Below are 24,878 nucleotides of genomic sequence, written 5' to 3' on the forward strand. Positions count from 1 at the left end.
TTTTTTACAATACAAAGAACAAGTTCAAAGCCTCTCCCCGTTGCGGGGAGAGGTTTGGAGAGGGGTTCTATATTTGGTTAAACTATGAACCGTTTGCAGTATAGCTATAGTCATTAGTAGTCTGGTTGAAATAGCTGAAGGCCATACACCCTATTTGATAGGTTTTCTCAGTACATATGTCGTAATCTTTTATTCAAATTTACTGTTCACGTATTTCCTACACCAATCATTCCCCCAATTATTAACAAAGGACTAAGTAAAAATGAGTCTCAATGATATCAATCCCCACAACCTCGATACATCCAACCCTCTAAACTCGTCAAGTCTAGAAGAATTAGCAGATCCCTTGTTTCATAAACATCCACCCAGTGTTTTACCGAGCTACGGCTTAGACACATTGGTTTTTGTTGATTCATCAGTTCAAAACTATGGACAAATTTTATCGAATCTAGACTCATCTGTAGGAGTTGTTGTACTAGAGAGCGATCGCAATGGAGTAGAGCAAATAGGCGAAATATTAAATAATTACACGAATATTAATACAATCCATATTTTTTCTCATGGTGATGCAGGTAGCACACAACTGGGTAATACAAATCTCAATACTGGAAATTTAGAGAGCTACTATGATCAATTAATGGGTTGGGGGAATGCTCTCACCGAACAGGGGGATATTCTTTTTTATGGTTGTAATATTGCCGACGGAACACTTGGTGAATCTTTTGTTAATCAAATTGCCCAACTGACTGGTACAGATGTTGCCGCTTCAAATGATTTAACTGGTGCAGGGGGAGATTGGGTTTTAGAGTTTCAGTCCGGAGCAATTGAGTCATCAAATCCCTTTGACACAGTAGTTTTGGAAAAATATGATTTTGCCCTTGCAATGGGGGTTATTGAAATATTTGGCTCCAGCAATAACGATAACTTAGTAATTGCACAGGACTTGACTGATTCTAATCTCTTGCATATCAGTGGAAATAACTTCACTATCAAAAAAGATGACAGAGAGATAATAGGAAATACTTTTGCCAAGGATGCCACCTCTATAACTATCTTTCTTGATGAAGGTGACGATACATTAACTTTCAATGATCTCGGTCATGGTGTAACAGCTAATATTACCGTGGCAGGCAGCGATATAACATCAGGTATTCCCATACTGGGCGATTTTATCGACGATCTCTTGTTAGGAGATGACACAGTTATATTTGCGGGCAATACCCTCTTGGGCGGTGGTAATTTAACTGTCGATGCGGAGACCATCACAGTCAACTCAGGTGTTACTATCTCTACCCGCAAGATAGAATCTGGGGTAAATATAAGCAGTAGTTCTTCCACAGGTAACTCAGGCAGAATAAGCTTTACTGGACAAGATATTAACCTAAAAAGTGGCTCTAAACTCCTTGCACAAGTCCAAGATAAGAGTACCTTCTTAGCCGGAGCAATCAAACTTGATGTTGATGCCTATAGTATCGTCCGACTTGATGATAACCCCAGTCCTGGATCATCTATTAATCTATCATCTGCCGAAATAAGAGGAGGATTGATTGAACTCAATGCGGCAGCTTCTGAGCGGTTCGGGGTGTTCGGTTTCAAGAAAGACGCTATAGCTGAAATTGCGGTGGATAGTTCGACCATTGTGGGTACCAGTGTCATTATCGATGCTAATGCCGATACGACGCTAGTTCCCCCTCTTGAAATAGAGATGTCTGATTCTGGAAATATGACCCTTGAATTAAAAGATAACGGGGCTAGTCCTGCCACAATTAAGAGAACTGGTGGAAGTGGAAACTGGTTATTGGATGGTTTTATAAGCCGATTGGGAACTTTTATTCCAACTATAACTATTGTTGATTCTCAAAATAATGACAATATTTACAAAGTAGCCAGTATTTCTGGTGATACCATCACTCTAGAAGATGGAGAAGAATTTACAGAAAACGAAACGACTTTTGGCGTTATCCGAGTCTTTGGCACATCTGTTTTACCTGGTACAGAAGCTATAGCCAATACATTCCTTACATCACTGTTTCCGTTTGGTGGTTCAGCCTTTGTATCCATCGCGAATACAACGGCAACAACCCAAATAAAAGGTAACTCAAAGATTACAGCAACCACAGGGAGCGTTGAAATTAAAGCCAACGCAGACGGTCGAGCAACTCCTCTAGGTCCAGCTTTGGGCATCAAGAAGATATTTAATGTAGCCGCAGCTTATGCTGAATCCACAGCAACGGCGATCGCTTCTGTGGAAGGCAATACCACGATCACAGCCTCTAATCAAGTACAGGTACTTTCCACTACTTCAAATTTAGTCACTGCAACATCAACTGCTACTGCTAAAAATACTCCCGTTAATTTAACTTTTGCGGGAGCTATTACTACTTCAGAAACTAAGGCTTTTACTGGTGCGGATACTACCATTACAGCAAAGGGCATTAATGTCTCCTCTGAATCTGGTATTGATGTGGCTGTAGCATCTTCTGTCTCGAATGCGGGACAAAGTGGTGCGAGCATAACAGTAGGGCTGAATTTAGTTGATACCATAACTGAAGCCCATATTGATGGTACAGCAATAACAACGGACAGTACAGGCACTATTCAGGTCACAGCTACAGCTGAAACCGATGGGAACTTAACCGTAACTGACGCTGCAAACTTAGGCAACACTCAAAATCTCGGATTTACCCAGCAACTTTCCCAACAGTTTAATAGCTTCTTTAAAGATTCAGGGAAAAAGGCTCTAGAAAGTGCGGGTGTTAAAGGCGTTGCCGGATTTATTGGAGAGAAAGTTCTCGGTAAGTTATTCCCTACCCTCAAAAGTGGCAAACTTAATCTCGGTGGAGCGATTACAATTGCTGATACAGAACAAGTTGTCAAAGCTTACATCGCAGAAAATGCACAAATAACAGCAGCAGGAACGGTAGAAGTGACAGCTAGTCTGTCAGATAGTATGAATGTTTCTGCGACAGCTAATACCACATCTGATGGAGCTTCTATTGGTGGTGCTGTTATTGTGGGGGATTATAGTAATGATGTTCACGCTTATATTGGGGAAAGTGCGACCGTAACAGCAGAAGGGGATATTACCGTAGATGCCCAAATCGAAATTCCCTTCCCTTGGGAAAGTTCTCTCAATACTCTGGCAGAATTACTCGCCTTTGACTTTGACTCAGTAGATGAGGTCATCTCCTTTTTAAAAGCTGCTTATTTTGATGAAGGCACCCCAGGAATAGATACTATTTTTACCAGTTTTGTGAAAAATGGTAGTGCAGGTAGTAAGTTTGGTCTAGCGGGTGCGGTAGAACTCATGAACTTTACCAATACTGCTCGTGCCGAAATCGCTGATAATGCCAACGTTACTTCCAAAACTGGAAATATCGAGGTGTTTGGCCGGACAGAAATGAATGTGATGAACCTTGTTGGCGGTTCATCTAAGTTCAGTTATAGTTTCGTTGATAAGTTTTTACTTGGTCGGTTTGCTTCACCTATTAACTCTGCCGCTCAGAAGGCGGGGGTTAATGAAAAATATAAGCTTAATGAACCCTCTCAGCCTAAGTCCGGAATTGGTGGTGCGTTCACCCTTTACAATATTGATAATTCTGCTATCGCTACCATTGGAGATGGAGCAGAAGTTAAGGCTACAACTGGCAGCATTGTAGTTACTTCTGATACTGAAGAGCGTTCAATTACCGTAACTTCTTCTAATGGCAAGTCAGAGAAACTGGGAGTTTTTGGTGCCGCTTCCCTAATTAACTTAAACACCACTTCCCAAGCTTTTATCGAAGATACGGCGAAGATTACGGCACAAGAAGATTTAGTCATTCGATCCACAAGTGATCCCCGTGTCTATAACTTCACCCTTGGTGGAGTTAACATCTTCAAGCCTCTTGATCCTATTTCTGGTGGCGGTACTGTTGGTATCGGAGCGTCCGTAGGTTTAACCACCGTAGAGAACGTCACTAAAGCCTTTATCGGTAACGAAAAAGAGCTTTCTGGAAATCCTACGCTCACGTTTAATGATGTTGCCCTTACAGGTAATCCTTCCCTAGATTTTCAAGATGTCTCTTTGCAAGGAAATCCTAGTTTAACGTTTATTCCCGTTGTTTTTACTGGTGATTTAACTTTTACCAAGAATGATAATGCTCCTGATACCATAACTCGTTCAGGAAATTGGAATACAGATAACTTTGTTGAAGGTCAGATAATTACCATATCCGGTACTGATGATAATGATGGAGATAATGATGGTAGCTACGAGATTGCCTCAATTGATGGGAATATAATTACTCTAGCCGACGATTCAGAGTTAGCCATCAGTGGTAGTAGTTCCAATGTGGAAGTTGTCGGATCTGATATGATTCAGCGTAGTGCTGGTGACTGGAGCAATGATGGCTTTGAAGTCGGTCAGATCATTACCATATCTGGTACTGAGGATAACGAAAATGATGGAAATTATGAAATAGCAGCAATAAATGGTGATTTATTGACCCTAGTTGAAGGAAATGTCTTTACGAGCAAGACAGGGGAAAATAGAGTATCAATTCAAAGTAGCGATACTATTTCCCGAAATGCTGGCAGTTGGCTTGATGATGGATTCTTGCCTGGTCAGACCTTAACAATTAGCGGCAGTAATTCTAATAATGGAACATTTACCATTGATGAAGTCACTGACAATAAAATCACCCTACGTCGTAATCTACCTGATGAAGACAATCTGAATACGATTGTTGATGAGTCTTCTCTTGATCAAACTTTGACAACAGAAAAGAGTGCAACTGGTGTAACAATTACAGGACCTGATACTATCACCCGCTCTGATGGTAGTTGGTTAGCAGATGGTTTCAAGGTATTGAGCCGAGATACGTGTAAAAACCTGCAAGATGGTCTGGAAATGCCTACTGTGTCTAGCTTTCAACAATTTTTCCCCCCATCCTTATAAGGTTTTCCACACAGAGGACAAAACTTATACCTCAACGACACCACCAACTCACCACAATTAGCACAACTAGACCGTAATTGCGTACCGCATAGATAACAAAACCTAGCCCGAACATTTCCCCACATTGAATCCACAACGCCACCAGGATTCCAACATTGGGGGCAAAACTTAATCGCTGCCATTACCAGAACCTCTTCTCCCCTGACAACAGCCTGCAAATACTCAACAGGCACAGACAAAGCCAAAGCAAGACCGCCAAGAGTTTTATGGCTAAGTTTCCTTGTCAATCCCCGTTCAATCTTCCCCACAGAGCGAGAATGAACACCAGCCGCATTCGCCACCTCAAACTGAGTTAAATTGAGTTCCTTTCTCATCCGCAAAACATAGTCGGACAGAGATTCTCCAGGTTTTGGAGTTTTAAAAGTATCCATAAAACACTGCCAATATTTCTCCCTAAAAGATATATAATTTAGGAATAAATAACCTTGCTAAAAACACACAAATTTCCGTGAAGCAAGCTGTCACATTAGCCACCGTTGCCGTCAAATTTTTAGAACGGACTGGACTAGCACCCAGTACCATTAAAACCTACGAACTAACCCTCTTAAACTTCCTAGCAGAATATGGAAGTTGGCTAATCGAAATAATCAGTAAGCAAACATTAATAGAGTATCTAGATAGCCTCTCACATTTAAAATACACAACCCACCATAAGCATCAAGCAATACTGCAAAGTCTATTTAACTTCGCCGTCCAACAAGAGTATATAAAAATCAACCCAATTCAGGGATTAAAACAGCGTCCCCCACAACGAGAAAAAGGCGAACATAAAAGCGATACTCTCATAAGATATCTAACACCAGACCAGCTAAATATCCTCTATACAGCAACCAAAGATGACTTGCGACTATCAGCAATAATTCATCTATTGCATCGCACAGGATGTAGAATAGGAGAGCTTTTAGCACTGAATTTATCAGACCTAGATATCAAAAATCAGAAATTTCAGGTATTGGGAAAAGGCAACAAACAAAGGTGGTGCTTTTATAGCAATGATGCCGCCCAATCACTAAATAAATATTTCCAACACACACGACATAAAAATATCAACGCATTGTTTACAGCACAACATCCAGTTACCCTCAAAGTCAGTAGAATTAGCTATCATACATTGCATGATTATTGGCGAGAAATTACCAATACCAATCCCGAATTAACCGGGGTACGCATTCATGATTTACGCCATACTTATGCTACAGAACGAGTAGGATTAATCAGCATAGAAGAATTACGTTCACTCATGGGACATGAAAGCATTCAAACCACATTACGCTACCAGAAAGTTACCTCCCAAAAAGCCGAATCAGCCGCCCGTCACGCCTTAAATATGCTGATTAATCCAGAACTACAAAGCTGAACTGAGTCACCATAACATTCATAATTATTGACAACTTTTTGAGCGAAAAAACAACATTTTTATCGGCATTGTCAATTTCTACCCAAAAGAATATAAAATACTCTTTGGTAGGGGAGTGAGGGATAAAACCATTTTGAGTAATCTTAGTATTATATAAGACTCGTATTTGATTTATAAACGGGTTTTCAGATTAAAGCCTTGTTGAAACAGTATATTTTCAAAATTTCCACTAGATTATTATATGTTTTAAATATTACTTGAATGACATCAATTGACCGTACCGCTTATCCCAAATTTAAACAATTTCCTGACCCCAAAGAACTGGCAGAACTTTACACTCCAACACCTACAGAAATCAAGTTTGTCAAGTCTAAAACCAAGAACCATGAAGGATTGCTACGGTTAATGGTGATGTTGAAATCCTTTCAACGTCTAGGATATTTCCCTCATCCTGAACAGATCCCAATTGCGGTAATTAAACATTTACGGTCGTGTTTAAAGTTACAAGACTCAGTAAAAGCAATACCCTCCGAACGCCAACGTCATACCTATAAAAATATTATTCGGGAGTATTTAGGAGTCAAACAATATGATAAAACAGGTCAAAGATTAATAGCCACATTAGTTGCAGAAGCAGCCCAAATTAAAGACCACCCTGCTGATTTAATCAATGTGGCAATTGAGGAATTAGTGAAAGAACGATACGAATTACCAGCATTTAGCACCCTTGACCGATTAATTCGCCACATTCGGTCAATGGTCAATAATCGGTTATTTACACTTTGTTCTCAAGGACTTTCAACTACCGAACAAATTTATTTAGACCAATTGCTCGTGGTGATAGACAAGGAGGAGGATAATGAAAATGCCACCCTGAATTTATTAAAATCGCCACCTAAAAGTGCCAAACTAAATGGGATGAAACTCCTGCAAAACAAGTTTGATATGCTCATGACTTTTGGAGATGCCAAGCGATTACTACAAAATATTACTCCTACCAAAGTTAGACATTTTGCTGCTTATGCTAGAACTTTAGATATCACAGAATTTCAAGATATTAATTTACCCAAACGGCGGACATTGCTATTATGTCTATTGTACGAAGCACAGGTAAAAACTCGTGATTATCTGGTTGAGATGTTTATTAAACGTATTTTGAAGATTCAAAATAATGCCAAACTGCGATTGCAGGAACTCCGGGATAAACATCTGACAGAAACATCAGAGTTGTTAGCAACATTGGGACAAGTATTACAAGCATCCAAACAAGCCAAGGAAACCAAGGATAATGCTGTATTTGGAGAACAGGTGCAGTCAATTTTGGATGAACATGGTGGGGCAGAATTGCTGATACAAAAATTAGATGAAATTGCGGCGTACAATACCAATAACTATTTACCATTAATGTGGCGGTTTTATGCTGCCAACCGCAAAGCACTGTTTAGTTTAGTGCGTTCTCTAGATATTCTCTCTACTTCTGCGGATGAATCAGTGATTGCAGCTTTGCAATTTGTGTTAGATCATGAACACAAACGTTCTAAATATTTGCCTTTTGATATCAATTTGGATTTTATTAGTAATAACTGGCGGGCGCTAGTCGTCGCCGAAATTGATGACACCGAGGTTTTGGTACGTCAGCAATTAGAAATTTGCATCTTTTACAATTTGGCGACTGAATTTAAAACGGGAGATGCCTGTGTTGTGGGGTCGGAAAGCTACGCGGATTTCCGCGAACAATTATTAAGTCCTGTTGAGTGTGAACCATTAATAAAAGATTACTGTAACTTAATTGGTTTTCCGGCTAATCCAACGGATTTTGTCGAACATTTACGCTTATGTTTAACACAAGTTGCTGAGAAAGTAGATAATATTTGTGCTGTTGATAAACAATTTACAATTAATAAGGAGGGCGACCCTGTATTAAAGAAACCACCATCATTTACTCAACCCCCAGAGGTGGATTTATTGGAGTCGAAAATCCGGGCGCTGATGCCGGAACGGAGTATTTTAGATATATTGTGCAATGTTGAGCATTGGTTAAATTGGACTAGACATTTTGGTTTGATGTCGGGAAGTGAAGCCAAAATATCTGACCCAGGGGAACGTTATATTTTTACTACTTTTGGTTACGGTTGCAATCTTGGACCTAATCAAATGGCTCGTCATTCGGGGGGTATGGTGACTGCCCATGAAATTTCTTATACTAACCGTCGTCATGTTAGTGCTGCCAAGATTGAAGCGGCAATTCGGGATGTTATTAATGCTTATAATCGGTTTACTTTACCTTCTTGTTGGGGGACAGGGAAAAAGGTGGCAGCGGATGGCAGTAAGTTTGAGATATACGAGAATAATTTACACAGTGAGTATCATATTCGTTACGGTGGTTATGGTGGTATTGCCTATCATCATGTCTCGGATAAATACATTGCTTTGTTTACTCACTTCATCACTTGTGGGGTTTGGGAAGCGGTTTATATTTTGGATGGGTTGTTGAAAAATCTTTCGGATATTCAGCCGGATACGTTGCACGCAGATACTCAAGGTCAGTCTGGACCTGTGTTTGCTATTTCCTATCTTCTGGGTATTAAGTTGATGCCACGTATCCGTAATTGGCAGGATCTTAGTTTTGTGCGTCCTGGTACGGATGTGAGCTATCAGCATATTGAGCCACTGTTTAAGGGTGTGGTGAATTGGAGTTTAATTCAGACTCATTGGTCTGACATGATGCGGGTGGTGCTGTCAATTAAGGCTGGGAAGGTGATGCCTTCGACGTTGTTACGTAAGTTGGGGAGCTACAGTCGCAAAAATCGTCTTTATCAAGCTTTTCAAGAGTTAGGTAAGGTGGTGCGGACTATGTTTCTGCTGGATTATATTTCTAATGTTACTTTGAGACGGGAAATTACGGCGGTAACAAATGTTGTGGAGATGTATAATGGTTTTCTGGATTGGGTATTTTTTGGTAAGCAAGGGATGATTACTGAGAATGATCCGATTGAGCAGGAAAAGCGGTTAAAGTATTTGGATTTGGTGGCCAGTGCGGTGATTTTGCAAAATACGGTGGATATGTCGTTGGCGATTCAAAAGTTGATGTCACAGGGTGAGGTGATTCCTATGCGATACCTTGCTGCTTTGAGTCCTTATATTACAAGACATATCAAAAGATACGGTGATTATGTGGTGAATTTACATAATATTCCTCAACCTTTGGAGTCGGCGATTAATCTTCCTCCAGAAATCTTTGAAATGTAGACACAGCAAGCGTTTCCAGACCATCTTGCAGGTTTTTACACGTATCTCGGCTCAATACCTACTAGATAAGGCGTTCCCAGCAGTTCCTTACTCCGAAAATAAACACATCAATGTCAAAGGTGAAAAGTCGCCTTACGACGGAGATTTGAGTTATTGGAGCGAGCGCAACAGTAAGCTCTATAACAACGATACCTCTAAAGCCCTTAAAAGGCAAAACCATAAATGTGGATACTGTGGGCTAAAAATGCTTAGTGATGAGAAGGTACATTTACATCATGTTGATGGAAACCACCAAAACTGGAAAACTAAAAACCTTCTAGCCATTCATGAAAGCTGCCACGATTACATACACATGAGCAAAAGCGAAAGCTAAGAACATCGGGAGCCGGGTGCGGTGAAAGTCGCACGCCCAGATTTAACAGAGAGGGGCGGGAAATAAGCGCGACTTGAAAGGTCGTTTAGGACGGAGAGCCGACTCTCCTAGAGAATTCACACTCTCTACCCTCATGTAAAAAGACTCTTTTCAGAGTCTGGTCACGCCCAAGTAGGTAACGAAACAGGCGGAGTGCAGACCACAAACGTAGCCTTAACTACTAGCCTAAAACCCACATTCCGCACCCCAAAATGTTACAGAGGGAAATTACGGAGATGAAAATCAAAGGGAGCATCAAAACAAACAGATAAAGTGAAAAAAGGCATTTGAGAAACAGTAAATCACCAAAAATGTCATCAAAATCTATTCTCAATAAGAAGCAATAAGAATGCACACCACCTGGAGAGGTCAATAGATAAGTGAAAGAAGATATTCAAGAAACAATTATAAGTTAGACTAATCAATTAAAGTAAAAAACGAAATTATAGACATAGTAAAATGGAGCTATAAATCAAAGAGATTAGCTCATCTTTACAAGAGAAATTAAATTGATAGAGATGATAATTAGCTGACTAATTGATAGTAACGTAAACAATCATCTGGTAAAAGACTCAAGATAAAATCTCTGTCCTTATTCCAATTAGAAATATGTTTCTCCTGATTGAGTGTAACCAAATGAATACACTGAAAGCATTGAAAAATCCAGCGTAAAGTAGGACGATTAGTTGCTTTGCCTAATTGATTTTTAATTGTTGATTTAGACTCCAAAAGAGCATTTCTAATATGACGTTGAGCCAAAGTATAAACCAGTAGACATAAACCCATAATCATTCCCAAAGACTCTATTCTCTCAGGACTTTTGAGGAAAATACTGTCGGCAAAAAATAATGGGTCTTTGAGAAAACCAAACCCCCTCTCACATGACTGCTGGGCTTTATATTCCCTGAGCATAGAATCATTGCTTAGTTCCTGTGAATCTAAAACATTTGTCGCAATAATAAAACGTCCCGCACTCAGCAATTCTGTATTAATTTTACTTTCATCCTGGGAGACTGTAGCTGATATTTGATAGGATATTTCTCCTGAAGTATCTTTTTTATTAGATTTTACTTTAGTCACCGTACTTTCGTGAATTTGATGATATTTGAATTGTTTTGATAATTTTGATAATGCCTTGATAGCATCTGCAACACATGCAAATCTCTCTTGTGATAACTTTTTCAAATCTTGCACAGCTTTTGATTCTGCTTTGGTAATTTTTTGTGTGAGCTTATGCAGGTCTGATTCTTTTCTTTCTTGACTTTGCACTACTAACCATCTTTGTTCTATCCCTGCATAATTTTGGATTTTTGATGCTAATTTATATCCTGGTATTGTACTATCAATAAATTCTGATTCTGCTAATGTTGATATTAATGATTTTGCTGCTTTTATGCTTAATGGTACTCGACATAACCAACGTAATTCTGACATCATTTTCAGGTTTGATTCTGTATATAAAGCAGCGTCAGCAACCATGAGACTATTAACTTCTAATTGTTTTTGATATTCTACTGCTATTTGACCAAAACATGATGAATCTGCTTGATTTCCCGATGCTAGTTTTAAAAATATTGGGATGTCTCCATCTCCTGAACATATCATTTCTATGATGAATTGTTTTAAATCTGGTCTATGGTCACGAGAATAACCGTAGGTGATGGTTATTTCTTTTGGTGATTTTACTGCTAATTCTTCTAATTCTTGGTTATGTCCTACTTTTTGACTCTCAAATATTACGAATGGTAAGCTAGTGTTATACTGCCCATGCACGTGCATTGATGATGAGTCTAGATGTGATGTTGATAGTGATACTCCAAATTTTTGAGCAGCTTTTAAGGCTATGATAAAAAAGATTGTATCTAAGCCTTTTATAAACAGTTTATCCATGACTCTCCCCAATTTATCGTCGTTGAGATATTCTGGTTTTACTCCTGCTCCTATTAAATGCTCACAGGCTATTGTTTCAAAATATTTGGGAAACATATATAACGGTTTGGAGACAAATCCTAACCCGTTTATTATCATGGCTTTTACCACTTGACCTGCATTTACTTTTTCGTCTTTTTCGACTCCTATTAATTCATTTATTATTTCTACTATTCCGATTGAATCTATGATTCCTGCTACTATCCCTAGATGGTCTATGTTCTCAATTTCTATTTCTTGAGGTTTTAATTTCACAACAGTTTCCTCTAATACTTCTGTTGTCATCAATTATTTCTTATTTGGTTATCAATTCATTTTTTTCTTTTGTTACCAAGTTTCACTTTATCACACCACGTCCCTTTTAATGCTACTTATTCTTATTAAGCATCTTAATTTTTGAATTGGCTTTAGTTATTATGTACTACTTTAAGGGCTTTTTTGATCTGTGACAGTTTGGGGTGCGGAATGTGGGCTAAAACGTGGTAAGGAGCAAGAGGGAGTTCTCCTAAGATGAACGAAAGTGAATTGATGTCTAAACTGCGTCATCGCCCAGAGAGCCAAATAAGGCTGATAGGCTCTAACCAAAAGGTAAGTGGGTAGATTTATAGTTTTATTTTCTATGAATCGTGTGAATACAACTCCCACCGCAGGAAAATCAACATCTAACAGAGAACATACACCAAATGAAACGACAAGGTAAGCCCTACAGAGTCTATGGAAAGGTCGAAATCCCATAGTAAGTCAACCGTGAGGAAGATAGAACTCTCTGGAGGGTAGAGGATGAGAGAAAAAGCGAACGCCCGTCTGTAATAGATGGGATAGGGATTCAAACTTTGTCCCTGACCGAAAGGAATAGCAGACTTTTCTTGGGTCTTATGAGAAAGAGACTAAACAAAAGAAACTTAATTCGATGACAAGTTAGATGGTGTATGCAAGTACAACAAACGGACTAAGAAAACCGCTAGAAAACTGGAATCAGGTCAACTGGAAACAGATTAATAAAGCGGTTAAGAATCTGCGTCAACGAATCTTTCTCGCGAGAAAACTTGGTAACTGGAAGAAACTGCGAAGTCTCCAAAAGTTAATGCAAAGAAGCTACGCAAACCTAATATTATCTGTTCGGAAAATCACTCAGACCAACAAAGGCAGAGCAACGGCAGGAATTGACAAAGAAATAATCAATACCCCAGAGCAGCGAGTGAAGCTGGTAAACAACTGGAAAGGCGGCAATCAAGACCCCACAAAACGGGTAATGATTCCAAAATCCAACGGTAAAAAACGACCGCTCGGAATCCCAACCGTGCGTGACAGAATCGAACAGGCAATAATAGTTAATTCACTAGAACCCGAATGGGAAGCCATATTTGAACCAAATTCCTATGGGTTCAGAGCCGGAAGAAGTTGTCAAGACGCTATAGCACAAAACTGGATAAGATTAAATGCAAGTCCAAATGCTAGAAATACTTGGGTTCTAGAAGCTGATATTCAAAGTTTCTTTGATAACATTATCCATGAATCTATCCTCAAGCGATTAGGAAACTTCCCTAAAAGAAACCTAATAAAAGGATGGTTAAAAGCTGGATTTATCTTTGAAGGGAAATATCACCCAACAGAGACAGGCACACCACAGGGAGGAGTAATATCACCCCTTCTAGCCAACATCGGTTTGCATGGATTAGAAAACTATATAAAATCCACTAATTCCAAACTTGGCGTGGTTAGATATGCTGATGATTTTATTGTCACAGCTAGAGACAAAGGAAGTCTTGAAAAAGCCCAAATCCAGATTCAGCAATGGTTATCAGAAAGAGGACTGAATCTCAGTGCGGAAAAGACGTTAATCACGTCGATGGAGGATGGTTTTGACTTTCTTGGATTCAACCACCGCCATTACAATGGCAAATTGCTTATCAAGCCCTCGAAGAAGAAAGTCTTGGACTTCTGCAAACGAATTGGGCGAGAAATCAGAGCAATGAATGGGTGCGAACAAGAATCAGTTATAAAAAGACTTAATCCAATTCTTCGTGGATTTTCCAATTATTACAAAGGGGTTGTTAGTAAAAAAACTTTTGAATATATCAAAAGTAGAACATGGCGATACCTTTGGTGTTGGGCTAAACGTAGACATCCCAACAAAAATACAAAATGGATTCGGAAGCGTTACTTCAAGACAATAAATGGTAATAAATGGACATTCGCTACGATAACTAGCGACCGTAGAGGGAAAGAAAAGGATATAATCCTATTTCCGATAGCGTACACGCCCATCGAACGCCATGTAAAGGTCAAGGGGGAAGCGTCGCCAGATGACCCTTCACTCAAAGAATACTGGGAAAAACGCCACCAGAAATATGGAAAGAGCTACTGGGAGAAAAACTCTTGGAAGTATAAAATCGCTCAAAACCAAAATTGGAAATGTCCTATCTGTGGTGAACCTTTATTCAATGGAGAGGAATTAAACACCCATCACATAGTTCCCGTTGCTCAAGGTGGACAAGACGGCATTGAAAACCTACAGCACTTGCATCATGCTTGTCACAAACAGGAACATTCTAAAACCAAGTCAACTCGCTTGAAGTAAGGCTTGAGCCGTGTAAGTGCGAAAGTCTTATGCACGGTTCTTAGGGGAGGGGAGAGCGGTGACGCTTGAACCTTACCCGACTATTCCCCCTCGACTCAACCAAGCGAATGCTGTCGGTTTCAGGTTTAATGAGTTTATTAAGACGCGATCTTAACTTAGCATATTGAGTATCAGTTAACTCACATTCAAAAATACTATACTGCACCCATTGACCATAGGATTTGAGAATACTATGGATTTTAGTCCGGCGTTTATCCTCAGAAATATCGTAAGAAATAACAACATTCATAAATTCTCTGCGAAGTTATACCTTGTTGATGTAGAGAAGTTTTATTTCAGTACCAAAGGGGGATATTTATCAGTTGTTCCCATTAAATACTTGGACAGTAATCTTGCTTGTAATTCAAAAGCTTCTCGATAAGTACATTTACGTCCCATTACCGGGTGTTTAAACTCCGATAGTTTTTTCTTTTCGTACAAAGTCAAAAAAGTTTTGCGTCCTTCTGGAATGAGAGAAACAGCACCGCTTAATGGTTCAGTCACAAAATCTGCTGGGGTTAATAATTGCTTATTCAAAATAGATAAAACTACCGCATCTACCACTAAAGGGCGAAACTCTTCCATTAAGTCTAAAGCTAAAGAAGGGCGATTATAGCGATCAAAATGTAGATATCCTAAATATGGATCAAAACCGACAATATTCACAGCACTTTGTACATCATGACGCAATAAAGAATAACCAAAACTTAACAATGAATTTACTGGATCTGTAGGTGGACGACGGACACGCTTAGTAAAAGAAAATTTAGAATTACGAATCAGACTATCAAAACAACCAAAATAAGCAGCACTACCAGAACCTTCTAAACCACGCAAAGAATTGATATTTTCAGTTGAACTAATTGCAGCAATTACCTGTTCAATGCGAGCAATATTTTTAGATAGATCAAGATCATTAAATTCACGCTGATAACGCATCAAAGTTTGACGGTAATTTTTTAACTTTCCCCTAACAAAACCTTGAACAGCATGAATAGATTGGGGTGTTTCTCCTGCTGCTTGCCATTGTGCTTTGCGAATGAAAATATTACCAGTCATTTCTGGCTCTAACCGTCCTAAATAGTGACCAATTTTATTGATAAAAGATAGAGGAATATGACGAGTCATTAACTCATCTACAACAGCCGGCGAAATAGTTGCTCGTCCTAAAACAACTACACCTTCAATATGAATAAATGGAATATCTTGAAGAATTTTCTTTTCAAATTTCACATTAATCCGTTCATCAACCTTACCAATAAAAGCATCATCTTGTGTGATGTAAAGAGTACCCATAATTAAATCCTCAAAATAGGTGACAGTAGACAGGTGACAGGTAACAGTAAAAAGAGTTTTAGAAAGGTTTTTGTATCAAGTATAAATTTCTCAATTTGCTTCTTGATAACGTCCAACTTTATCAGCAACTTGGGGCAAACATCGAGAATAAAGACTACAACCATCACAGCGTTTTGTTTTCACAGCTTTTGGCATAGCACCTGTAAACAGTAACGTTTGGATAGCTTCAATAGTAGCAATCGTACTACTTCGTAATTTTGGGGTAATTTCTACTAACTTCCGTTGATGAGTTTGAGCATAATAGATATAGCCAGTATTGATATTTTTTCCTGTCATTTCCTCCAAACACAAAGCTTGAGCGCAAACTTGTAATTCATCATTATCCCATTCTCCTTTACGTCCTCTTTTATATTCAATAGGGTAAAATTCGCCATTTTCAAACTCAATTAAGTCAGATTTACCGATAAGTTTATATTGATCTGATTTGAGATAAATCGCCCGTATTTGGTAAGTTTCCTCACGGTTTTGTTCTCCGACTGTGTGAACTCGTTCATGTAAACTTGTACCCTCAATAGTATATTGATTATCAATGAATTCACCTGCACAATGAATCAACCAACAACGATGAGGGCAATAGGAATATTGGTTTAAAGAAGCGATACTAACGTAATCATCAGAATTGATATTTTCAAGCGACATAAGATATAAAAAATTGATTAATTTGTAGGTTGGGTTAAGCGACAGCGCAACCCAACAAAAGCCAGGGCAAGCGCATCTTATTTTTAGAATGCTTACTGGACAAAGGTTTTGACGATTGTTAATTTTTGTAACTAAAGGTTGAAACCCTTGCTGGGCATGGATTACAGAATTTAGGTGCGTTTGCCCTGCAACAAAAGCGTTGATAATGAATATGATCATGTTGGGTTTCCTTGCGTCAACCCAACCTACTTTCTTCTCACCATTCCCATTCCCATAGTTGTTTTTCTACCAATACCAGCATATAAAGCAAAGTCAACTAAGGCGTTAATTTGCTTAATTGCCGTTGTTTCTACATTGCCAAGAATGCGATAACTAATTTCACCTAAACAACCAATAAATTTGTTGTCATAGTTGCTAATAACTTCAGTATTGATATTAAAAGCACTAGCATAAATTGATTCAAAAGAAATATTGGTTAATTCAATACCGCTATATTTATGCCACCGATTTAGTAGACTATTGAAAACAGACTCCCTTGTTGGTAAAACATTATCAAATTCACCTTGACGAAAAGCTACAGGTGTAGAAAAGATGAAATTAAGATTGCGTTCTTTCTCACTTGCTTGTTGATAAAGTTGATGATAATTACAAGCATTTGCCCAAGGTTGATTAGATTGGGGTGTACCTTGAATGCTGGTAATATATAAGTTGGCTGAACCTAAGTGCCAAGGTTGTTTGGGGTTTATATTTAACCATAAAGGTGTAAGCTGATTAAATAAATTGTCATTTAATAAAGAAATACGCCACCAACAAGAAGTACCAGCAGGAATAGGGTTTTGATGGGCATATTGCAAAGTATAAGATTGGGTTTTATGTTTGTTTTGTACCTGCAATGGTGAGAGAGTAAAGGCTTTATCGGCGTTTGATTCGTGTAAGTAGTCTCCTAATTTTCTATCAACAGAACTCACTAAGTTAAGAAATAAGGCGTGGTAATGTCTACCTGTGAGAAAATTGGGGTAAATTGGAGATTGGGGGACGATGTTAAGGATGAGACTATGGGGCATAATTTTTGCAGTGTGGCACAATTTGTAAATAGATAATGAAAACTAAGAAAGATTCAGACTATAGAACGTATAAAGTAATTAACATTGAATAAAGAGTAAGACAAATGACAGTTGATAATTATCTTGAAGCAACAGCACTTAGTAAAAAGTTAGAAGCCAGTTTACCAATTAAAGTTAAGGTGGCAAAAGAATTATTGAAAATGCTGAAGACAAGAGGAGACATAATAAATCCAGAGAAAGAATTTGAAGTTGATTGGGTAGCTTATTCTGGGGATGAAGGTGGGATTATGTGCCGATTAGTCAGCAAGAACGATAATCCCGAAGATGAAGATAAAGCACTATATATAGTGTCTATTACCCATCTCAAAATAGATCCAGATCATCCTCATGCTGAAGAAATAGCAACTTATCAACGTGATCGAAATCGCAAGTTAATGTTACAAAATCGTGGTAGTTTGATGACTGAATTAATGCCTTTACGCTCTCCTAAAACAAAGAAGAGCGGTAAAGGTTTTGGAAAATAATTAACTCCGAAAACGGTATTGCATTAACTTGGGAAGTTTTACATTTTTGATATCATCAAAATAGTAATATTCCCCTTGTATTTGCACATTTTGAATCAGACTTACTGGTGGCATATTTACCACATCATAGCTAATAACTTGATTAGTAAACATGACATCCAAAGGATTTAAAGGATGAGTGCAGGTAAATAAATCAGTTTTGATTTTTGGTTGTGGTAATTTCTCAACCGTAATTTCTGCTTTACTCATCCATTTACCTAAACGAATCCATTTAGGTAATTTGATCTCTTTTTGAGAAATTAGAAAGAACTCAAATTGACTTTCTGGTGCAATTTCCTTTGCTCTACCAAAACTGGGAATATTCTTTTGGGTTTTTTCCATTTCTACATGGTAGTTATTATTTGCATATTTCCATGTATTGAGAATAGATGAATGCCTCAGAGATCGAGCCGGAGTTATATAGATTCCTTGTTCATTTAAAGGAGTTAAATGTGCTTCATATTTTGGTACTTGTTCGGGGCAGAAATAGCGATAGGAATCTTCTTCAGCAACGGTTGTTGAGTAGATTTCACTATCAACTAAACCAAGTGCATAACAGAGGGCGTAGTTATGAATTATTGCCTCTGTTTCGTATAGTCTGCCGATTTCACGGGTGGCAAAATAGAGGCTGTCATGTAGTTCTAATTGACAACGGTAGATAAACACCATTTTTGTTACTCCGCTTTAGCATTTTTACCTGCTTTTGGCTTTGCGGTTTTTGCTTCTTCAGATTTACCTTTAATATGCTTTTTAGCATAAGCCTTAGCTTCATCATTAGCTTGTTGTAAAAGTGATTTAATTCCTGCTTCGTTATTTGTGAGGTTTTTAACTTCATTGACTAGAGGTATAAAAGCATCACCAATTAAATCTGTATGCACAATAAATTCATCATTCATTAAATTCTCAATTGCACTTTTAGCCGATGTAATTACATCATCTTCATCTAAAGGATCTGGGGATTTGAGGGTATTATTAGCCTTCATTTGATCGTATATGGCTTGAGTCCACCGCAGGTTACTGGTAATTTCTCCATCAGCAAAAATCACACCGACTAATTCATTCCTAATGCGACCTGTGCGGGTTGTTTGTGCGCCATAATGACGAGTTCTGAGAATGTTATTAAAAACATAAAGAAAACTAGCTTCTGTGGGGTCTTTGAGTGTTACAATACTAGGAAAGAAAACTTGTGGTCTAATGTGATCTTGTTGATTAATTCTGCTAGTAACTTCACCAGCTTTAGAACCACTTTCTCCTTTAGAAGCCATTGTACCATTTTCAAAAGGAGCATTCAGAGTAAAGGTTTCATGAGATTCATCAAAAGCTGTAATTGAAAATGCCGTATCTACCACTACTTTTGATTTTTCTGAACCAGAATCACCAATAGCAAAACCGTAAATTATACAATCAGGATTATCCATTGCAAAAGATACGTTATATTCACATTCTTCTGCTGTCATGAATTCATATTTACGGAGTAATTCTCTACCTACTAATCTTTCTGGTGTTGACTGTTTACGTTTGAACATTGAAAGACGGCTAATGGTATTTTTATCTTTGACTCCAGCCCTTACCCGTGCTTTATTAAGTTCGCTATCTGTTTGAAATAAAGGATAAGATTCAGTAATGCGAACGGTGAGAAAGTGGGCATATTTTCCCATTGGTTTATAGGGAATTTCTGATTGAAATAATTTAGCGTCAACGGTTTTTAAGAGTGTCATGATGTTTTTCCTAAATGAGGTTAATTAGGTTTTAAGTTTCTTAATTTGGGTAGAGTATGGGAGTTTAGAACTCCTGAACCCCTATTTTAAATTTACGGTTGATTATCGTCATCTTCAGATTTAGATTTTTCATCTTTTCCAGTATTTTCCTTATCATCTTCTAAACGGTAAAGAAATTCACAGGTATCTCGAATTAGATTCAATTGACGGCCTGCTAAACGTGCGCGATCGCTCTTAAAACACCCCTCAAAAACATCCTCTACAAAATACCTTGCAAACTCTAAAACAGCTTGTCTTTCTTCCTCCCTTTTACTCATAATCCAACGTCCTTCAGCAGTAGAAGAATGTACCCGATCCATGAGTTTAAAAACCTCTGCCGCTACAGTTGAAGTTAAAACTTCTCCACCAAACATACATAAATCTGCTTTGAGAATAATATCCGCAGCAATATCAATGGGTTTTAAAACAGCATTAGCTTTAGGATTAAACCTTTTATTGGCTCGATAAAAACGGCGATAAAGTTCCGTTAAATTTTTAGGATGATTCAAAGTTGATTTTTCTTCCACAATTAATTTCTCCTCAGTTGAATCAAATTTTGTATAGGGGTCAAAACAAGGGTAAAAATGATAGGTGTAAAGTTTGATTTTTTCAATCCTTGCCGTTTCAATTTTTTGATTACGCACCCATTTATTAAGATAAGCAAAGACATAAAGAGGACTGGTTTCCAAATCCTTTGCTAATTCCGTAAATTTACCCCAATTAGCATCATAACCAGTCTTTCCTTGTCTAGCATTGACATCTAAATGAATAGCATAAGCAGCAGTTAAAACATTTAAAGGTGCCGGATATTGGATACCGTAATATTCCCAGCCTTCCAAGATATAATCAAGACGAAATCTATCTCTTTTCACCAAAGTACGGAAAGCATGAGGCGCACTATCAAGAAATACTGTTTCTTCAAATTCTGCACCATCATTAAATGGGGGAATAGGAGACTCAGAAACTACAGTTTTTACATCTAAAATCATCGGAAAAGCAAATGCTAACCAACTCGGCATTACCCAAGATTCTGTATCAGTGCTATCTCGTCCTGGTGGTAAAGCCATGAAGTAAAATGTTAAAGGCTGATCTTCAGGATAAGAAAGTTTAAATGTGCGGTCTTTTTCACTATCTAAATTTTCATCAATTAAGAAACTATCCACACTTTGATAGTTTTCTTTACCTAAATCTACCTGTAAATCTTTACTAATGAAATGATTACGGATGCTAGTATCAAAACGAGTTTGAGCAATGTTCATGTAAGCTTTTTGTAAAAACTTATTAGTTTCTGGGGTAAAGTAATAAGTTGGATAAAAATAGAGATAGCGATATTTCCCATCTTCAAATCTTTTTCCTACAGCTTGAGTTTGATTCATGAGAATTTGTCTCAGCATCATTTCTACACCCGCAATACTAGAAATATTGCGTTTAGCGTTAGAACCTCCTAACATTTGTTTATTTGTATAAACTTGAGGTGTAAATAAAACTGCTGATTCCATCTGTTCAGTGACAGTATAAGCTGAATGAGAAATTGAACAAATTAATTGTTTACCTCTTCCTGGCTTTTTGGCAGCATTATAATTACTCAACTCATTGATAAAATTATCAACTTCAGTTTTGACAGATGTTTCTGTATTGGTAGTGGGTAACATCACAACTCTTGATACCCACAGTCTTAAATCATCCCAACCATCAGGTAATTGATATTGTGCCAGAATTGGGGAAATTAAATCTGTTAAGTAATAAATTACCTGTTGACAATTTTCGCGGACATCTTCAATACCTGGGTGTTTTTCTAAATATTTAGCCGCTAGATAATACCATTCATAAGGTACACCTCCTGTATTACCTTTGAGTTTTTGTTCTTTCAAACTTTCATTAATGCGTTGAATTTCTCGAACCTGCGGTAAATATTCTGTTAAATTCCAAAATTCTGCGACTTTGTGAGTTAAATCAAAATTTGGAACTTCTGGTAATTTTTTATCTTTCTTCCTTTCAGTTTCAATTTTATTAACTATTTCATCCCAAATTTTGCGAGTAATTAAATCTCCAAATTCGGCAATTTGATCAATACGGATACTATCATCAAACTTAAAATCATAATCAGGAGATAAAACATTCTGTTTTTGGAACTTCACTAAATTCTCACTACGACTTTTAGCAACAGAAGGTTTATTAGTATTGAGAATGCGTAAAGTCGCATCTAAAGCCACTTGCATTAAAGCAGGAGATTCAAAAAATAGGTTGTAATATTCGGCATATTTCGTCCCTTTACCATCTCTACCAAATCCCGTTTGTCTGAGTTTTAATTGACCTGCACAAAGGGATTTAATTTTATTAACTACCAAATCTGGTAAAGTTTCAGGTGAAATAGGAGGAGCATCCCGTAACGCTAGATAAATTACCCCTGTTGGTAGATATAACAACGGTTGATAATATGTATTTTCAGCAGTATTTAAGTTAGTGTGAGCTTGAATTACAGCATTATTAACAACGTTGGTTAAAACACCTCTATTTTCGGCTATGCGATGATAAATAAATTTCAATTTACCATCACTGAGACTGTGGAGAATTTCATTAAGTCTCGTATTTTCTGCATCTTGGGGATGTTTGATAATTGAAGCGAGAGAATCAGCTAAACAAGTTAAATCTGATAAACTGCGAATAGTGCGGTCTTTAAGAGCAGGATTTAAGCCAAACTCAGAAAAATTCCAGTTAGTATCCCAGCGTCGTTGTGCATTATAAGCCATACACAATAAATCATCAATATATTCTTGATAAATGTCGGGATTATCTGGATTGATAAATTTATCAAGTCCTAATTGTTTGACTTTTTCATCAATAATTTTGCGATGTTCATCTAAAGGTAACTTGCGACATTCTTCAGGTGCATCTGGGAATTTTTCAAAATCATGTAAAATAAAGCCAGCAATTACTAAACGTCGTTCTTTATCTTTTACTAATCGCTTAACTGTAGTATCCAGTTTTTCTAATCTTTGCTCAATTAAATTTGCTGGAAATAAGCCATTGAGTAAGTGTGTATTTAAAGATTGGTCAGCAGCATTATCACGTCTAACTTTAGTTTTCCCTTCGGCTTCTCGTTTTTCATCAATTTCATCAAAGAATTTACCACCTTTAGCAGTGACACCAATAGCAATTTTAAGCAAATTTGGTAACACATATTCGCTAAAATCTGCCATGACTTGATCATGAGGATTTTCAGCTTGTATTGCTTCTCTTAATAATTTGAGTGTGAGTAATTGTCCTTTAGTTTCAATAGTTCTGTCATTATCTCCATCAAAACCAAAATCACCCGATAACCAATCATCATCTGAGGTTTCAGAATCGGAATTATTTTCTAGTTCTAAAAGTGATAATTGTTGATGTTCATTTGCATCTTTACTTTTTTTAGCCATTGTCTTCTTCCAATGAAATTAAGTAAGAGTTAATTTGTCTAACATAAAGCGGATATTGCTGTAAAGCAAAATTAATTGCCATAAAAACTTGCTTGGGATCTATATCATCATATTCATGAACTAACCGATTCCTTAATCCCGATGATGGTGCTATTTGTTTCGCTAATTCTGGTGTAATTATTTGAGAGTTACCTAATTCAATGAAAGCCTCAAAATTAGTATAGGATTTTCCAGAGTTTAGCTTTGACAATATATGGTCGTTGATGTCTATCGCTGCTTGAGTCATTAATTGCAGCAATCTTTCTACAATAAGCTGTTGACGAAAATCAGCTAAAAATTCATCAAGACTAATAGAACGAAATTCTTCTAAAGTATTGTAATATTTGGCAATGAGCTTTAGTCTAGCTAAAACTATTTCTGGGTCTAGATTATTCATGCTCCCCACTTATTTAGTTCTATTTCAATAATTCGGTGTTGTTCTTGGCGGAATTTTTTTAACTCTGATTGAGTTTTTACTGAATTTAAGCGGAAGTTATCAAATTCTCCAGGGTGTTTTTCAAATAAACTAATTCCGTCACGCGCAACAAAATGAGCAATTAACCAAGAACATTGATTTAATTCGACAGTATCTATGATATCAGGATTTATTTTCAAAACTTCACCAATCAAAATTGGCAGTTCAAATAAACCAGACATATTATTTTCTATGTAAGATTGACGTTGTTTTTCATCACACAAAACTGCAAAATCCCAGTCACTATTTATATTAGTTTTGTCAGTAGCTCTAGAACCAAACAGGACTAACATTTTTAAGTAAGGTATTTTTTCAGTAAATTGTGAGGATAGTTTTTGAAGTTCTGTAATTGTGGGAGTGTTGTTTTCCATTTGATATTTCCTAATTTTTGATTTGGGTGCATTACGCTATGGATAACGCACCCTATTAGCTATTTTCAGGAAATGGGAGTACCCCAATATGCAAGAAATTATTTTTAAGCGGTCACTTGTAACTCTACTACTAGCCGCCACTCCCTTCGTTGGCCTTCAATACGACGATCTTCAAAGACATAACCTTGTTTTCTCAAAACATACATGGTTGCAGAAAATCGGTGACTGATTTTGTCAACTAGTTCTTCTGTAGAATGCCAGCAACCATTTGACATAAGCTGTAGCATACGATTTGGAAGGTTTTCTTTCATAAAAAATTACCTCAAGTGGTTTGCGCCGAATCAGCCATGCTAGTGCTAACCTATAAGGTGCGACTCTATATAGGTGAACTGAGATAACTTTTTTCCGGTTCATTCATAATATAACATACAAAGGTCTGTAGTAAAGAAGTAAATCGGAAAAGTCTATTTACAGGATTAGAGATTCAAAAAAATTTAACAGCGTATTAAAACAAGATTAGTTTTGCTTTATTTCATTTATACTCAAATGAGCTTACTCTTAAGGAGTATAAAAGATTACTAGTAAAGATATCAAAAAAATCTGGCAATAAAAGAATTTTTCTATGAGATTTT

General features: G+C 37.4%; 17 protein-coding genes and 1 pseudogene. 6 read left to right on the forward strand and 12 right to left on the reverse strand.

The window, feature by feature from the left end; all coding sequences use genetic code 11:
• Positions 1-262: 262 nt before the first annotated feature.
• The gene (locus BMF77_RS25075; protein ID WP_148766646.1) at positions 263-4,939 is read left to right on the forward strand and encodes a DUF4347 domain-containing protein; all 4,677 of its coding nucleotides are present in this window, start codon (positions 263-265) and stop codon (positions 4,937-4,939) included.
• Here the strand turns inward: BMF77_RS25075 and BMF77_RS25080 are convergent.
• On the reverse strand, positions 4,912-5,370 hold the full coding sequence (locus BMF77_RS25080; protein WP_148762642.1) for a helix-turn-helix domain-containing protein: 459 nt from the start codon (positions 5,368-5,370) through the stop codon (positions 4,912-4,914). The genes BMF77_RS25075 and BMF77_RS25080 overlap by 28 nt on opposite strands.
• 77 nt (positions 5,371-5,447) lie before the next feature.
• Between BMF77_RS25080 and BMF77_RS25085 the strand changes: the two genes are divergently transcribed.
• The 3 genes and pseudogenes from BMF77_RS25085 to BMF77_RS28360 form a co-directional block, all read left to right on the forward strand.
• Positions 5,448-6,356 carry a tyrosine-type recombinase/integrase gene (locus BMF77_RS25085; RefSeq protein ID WP_148762640.1) on the forward strand — a complete coding sequence of 303 codons (909 nt, stop codon included), beginning with the start codon at positions 5,448-5,450 and terminating at the stop codon, positions 6,354-6,356.
• Between the two features lie 261 nt (positions 6,357-6,617).
• The gene (locus BMF77_RS25090) at positions 6,618-9,605 is read left to right on the forward strand and encodes a Tn3 family transposase (protein WP_148762638.1); all 2,988 of its coding nucleotides are present in this window, start codon (positions 6,618-6,620) and stop codon (positions 9,603-9,605) included.
• A 55-nt stretch (positions 9,606-9,660) separates the two neighbouring features.
• A pseudogene (locus BMF77_RS28360) lies at positions 9,661-9,978 on the forward strand (HNH endonuclease); the annotation flags it as partial.
• A gap of 564 nt (positions 9,979-10,542) precedes the next feature.
• Here the strand turns inward: BMF77_RS28360 and BMF77_RS25105 are convergent.
• Entirely contained in the window at positions 10,543-12,231 is a 1,689-nt protein-coding gene (locus BMF77_RS25105; RefSeq protein WP_148766648.1) for an IS1634 family transposase, read from the reverse strand.
• A gap of 637 nt (positions 12,232-12,868) precedes the next feature.
• Here BMF77_RS25105 and ltrA point away from each other — a divergent pair.
• Complete coding sequence (gene ltrA / locus BMF77_RS25110) at positions 12,869-14,527, forward strand: group II intron reverse transcriptase/maturase (RefSeq protein ID WP_148762286.1); 1,659 nt, start codon at positions 12,869-12,871, stop codon at positions 14,525-14,527.
• Between the two features lie 40 nt (positions 14,528-14,567).
• Here ltrA and cas2 read toward each other — a convergent pair whose 3' ends face one another.
• The 4 genes from cas2 to cas6 all read right to left on the reverse strand — a co-directional run bounded on the left by cas2 (position 14,568) and on the right by cas6 (position 17,625).
• Positions 14,568-14,816 (reverse strand): CRISPR-associated endonuclease Cas2, encoded by a 249-nt coding sequence (gene cas2 / locus BMF77_RS25115; RefSeq protein WP_246863032.1) that lies wholly within the window; start codon positions 14,814-14,816, stop codon positions 14,568-14,570.
• A gap of 41 nt (positions 14,817-14,857) precedes the next feature.
• Positions 14,858-15,862 (reverse strand): type I-D CRISPR-associated endonuclease Cas1d, encoded by a 1,005-nt coding sequence (gene cas1d / locus BMF77_RS25120; RefSeq protein ID WP_148766650.1) that lies wholly within the window; start codon positions 15,860-15,862, stop codon positions 14,858-14,860.
• Positions 15,863-15,952: 90 nt separating this feature from the next.
• Entirely contained in the window at positions 15,953-16,561 is a 609-nt protein-coding gene (cas4, locus tag BMF77_RS25125; RefSeq protein WP_148766652.1) for a CRISPR-associated protein Cas4, read from the reverse strand.
• A gap of 245 nt (positions 16,562-16,806) precedes the next feature.
• Complete coding sequence (cas6, locus tag BMF77_RS25130; protein WP_148766654.1) at positions 16,807-17,625, reverse strand: CRISPR-associated endoribonuclease Cas6; 819 nt, start codon at positions 17,623-17,625, stop codon at positions 16,807-16,809.
• A gap of 104 nt (positions 17,626-17,729) precedes the next feature.
• On the opposite strand from cas6, the gene BMF77_RS25135 reads away from it, so the two are divergent.
• A complete protein-coding gene (locus BMF77_RS25135; protein WP_148766656.1) occupies positions 17,730-18,149 on the forward strand; it encodes a hypothetical protein in 420 nt (139 codons plus the stop codon).
• Here BMF77_RS25135 and cas5d read toward each other — a convergent pair whose 3' ends face one another.
• The 6 genes from cas5d to BMF77_RS25165 all read right to left on the reverse strand — a co-directional run bounded on the left by cas5d (position 18,150) and on the right by BMF77_RS25165 (position 24,557).
• Positions 18,150-18,857, reverse strand: a complete 708-nt coding sequence (cas5d, locus tag BMF77_RS25140; protein WP_148766658.1) for a type I-D CRISPR-associated protein Cas5/Csc1 — start codon at positions 18,855-18,857, stop codon at positions 18,150-18,152.
• A 5-nt stretch (positions 18,858-18,862) separates the two neighbouring features.
• A complete protein-coding gene (cas7d, locus tag BMF77_RS25145; RefSeq protein WP_148766661.1) occupies positions 18,863-19,906 on the reverse strand; it encodes a type I-D CRISPR-associated protein Cas7/Csc2 in 1,044 nt (347 codons plus the stop codon).
• A gap of 92 nt (positions 19,907-19,998) precedes the next feature.
• Positions 19,999-23,361 carry a type I-D CRISPR-associated protein Cas10d/Csc3 gene (gene cas10d / locus BMF77_RS25150; RefSeq protein ID WP_148766663.1) on the reverse strand — a complete coding sequence of 1,121 codons (3,363 nt, stop codon included), beginning with the start codon at positions 23,359-23,361 and terminating at the stop codon, positions 19,999-20,001.
• A complete protein-coding gene (locus tag BMF77_RS25155) occupies positions 23,354-23,797 on the reverse strand; it encodes a DUF86 domain-containing protein (protein WP_148766665.1) in 444 nt (147 codons plus the stop codon). Before BMF77_RS25155 ends, cas10d begins: the two co-directional genes overlap by 8 nt.
• Entirely contained in the window at positions 23,794-24,246 is a 453-nt protein-coding gene (locus tag BMF77_RS25160) for a nucleotidyltransferase domain-containing protein (RefSeq protein WP_148766667.1), read from the reverse strand. Before BMF77_RS25160 ends, BMF77_RS25155 begins: the two co-directional genes overlap by 4 nt.
• Before the next feature lie 104 nt (positions 24,247-24,350).
• Entirely contained in the window at positions 24,351-24,557 is a 207-nt protein-coding gene (locus BMF77_RS25165) for a hypothetical protein (RefSeq protein WP_148766669.1), read from the reverse strand.
• Positions 24,558-24,878: the final 321 nt, after the last annotated feature.

Source organism: Dolichospermum sp. UHCC 0315A, assembly GCF_008121535.1.
Lineage (GTDB): Bacteria > Cyanobacteriota > Cyanobacteriia > Cyanobacteriales > Nostocaceae > Dolichospermum > Dolichospermum lemmermannii.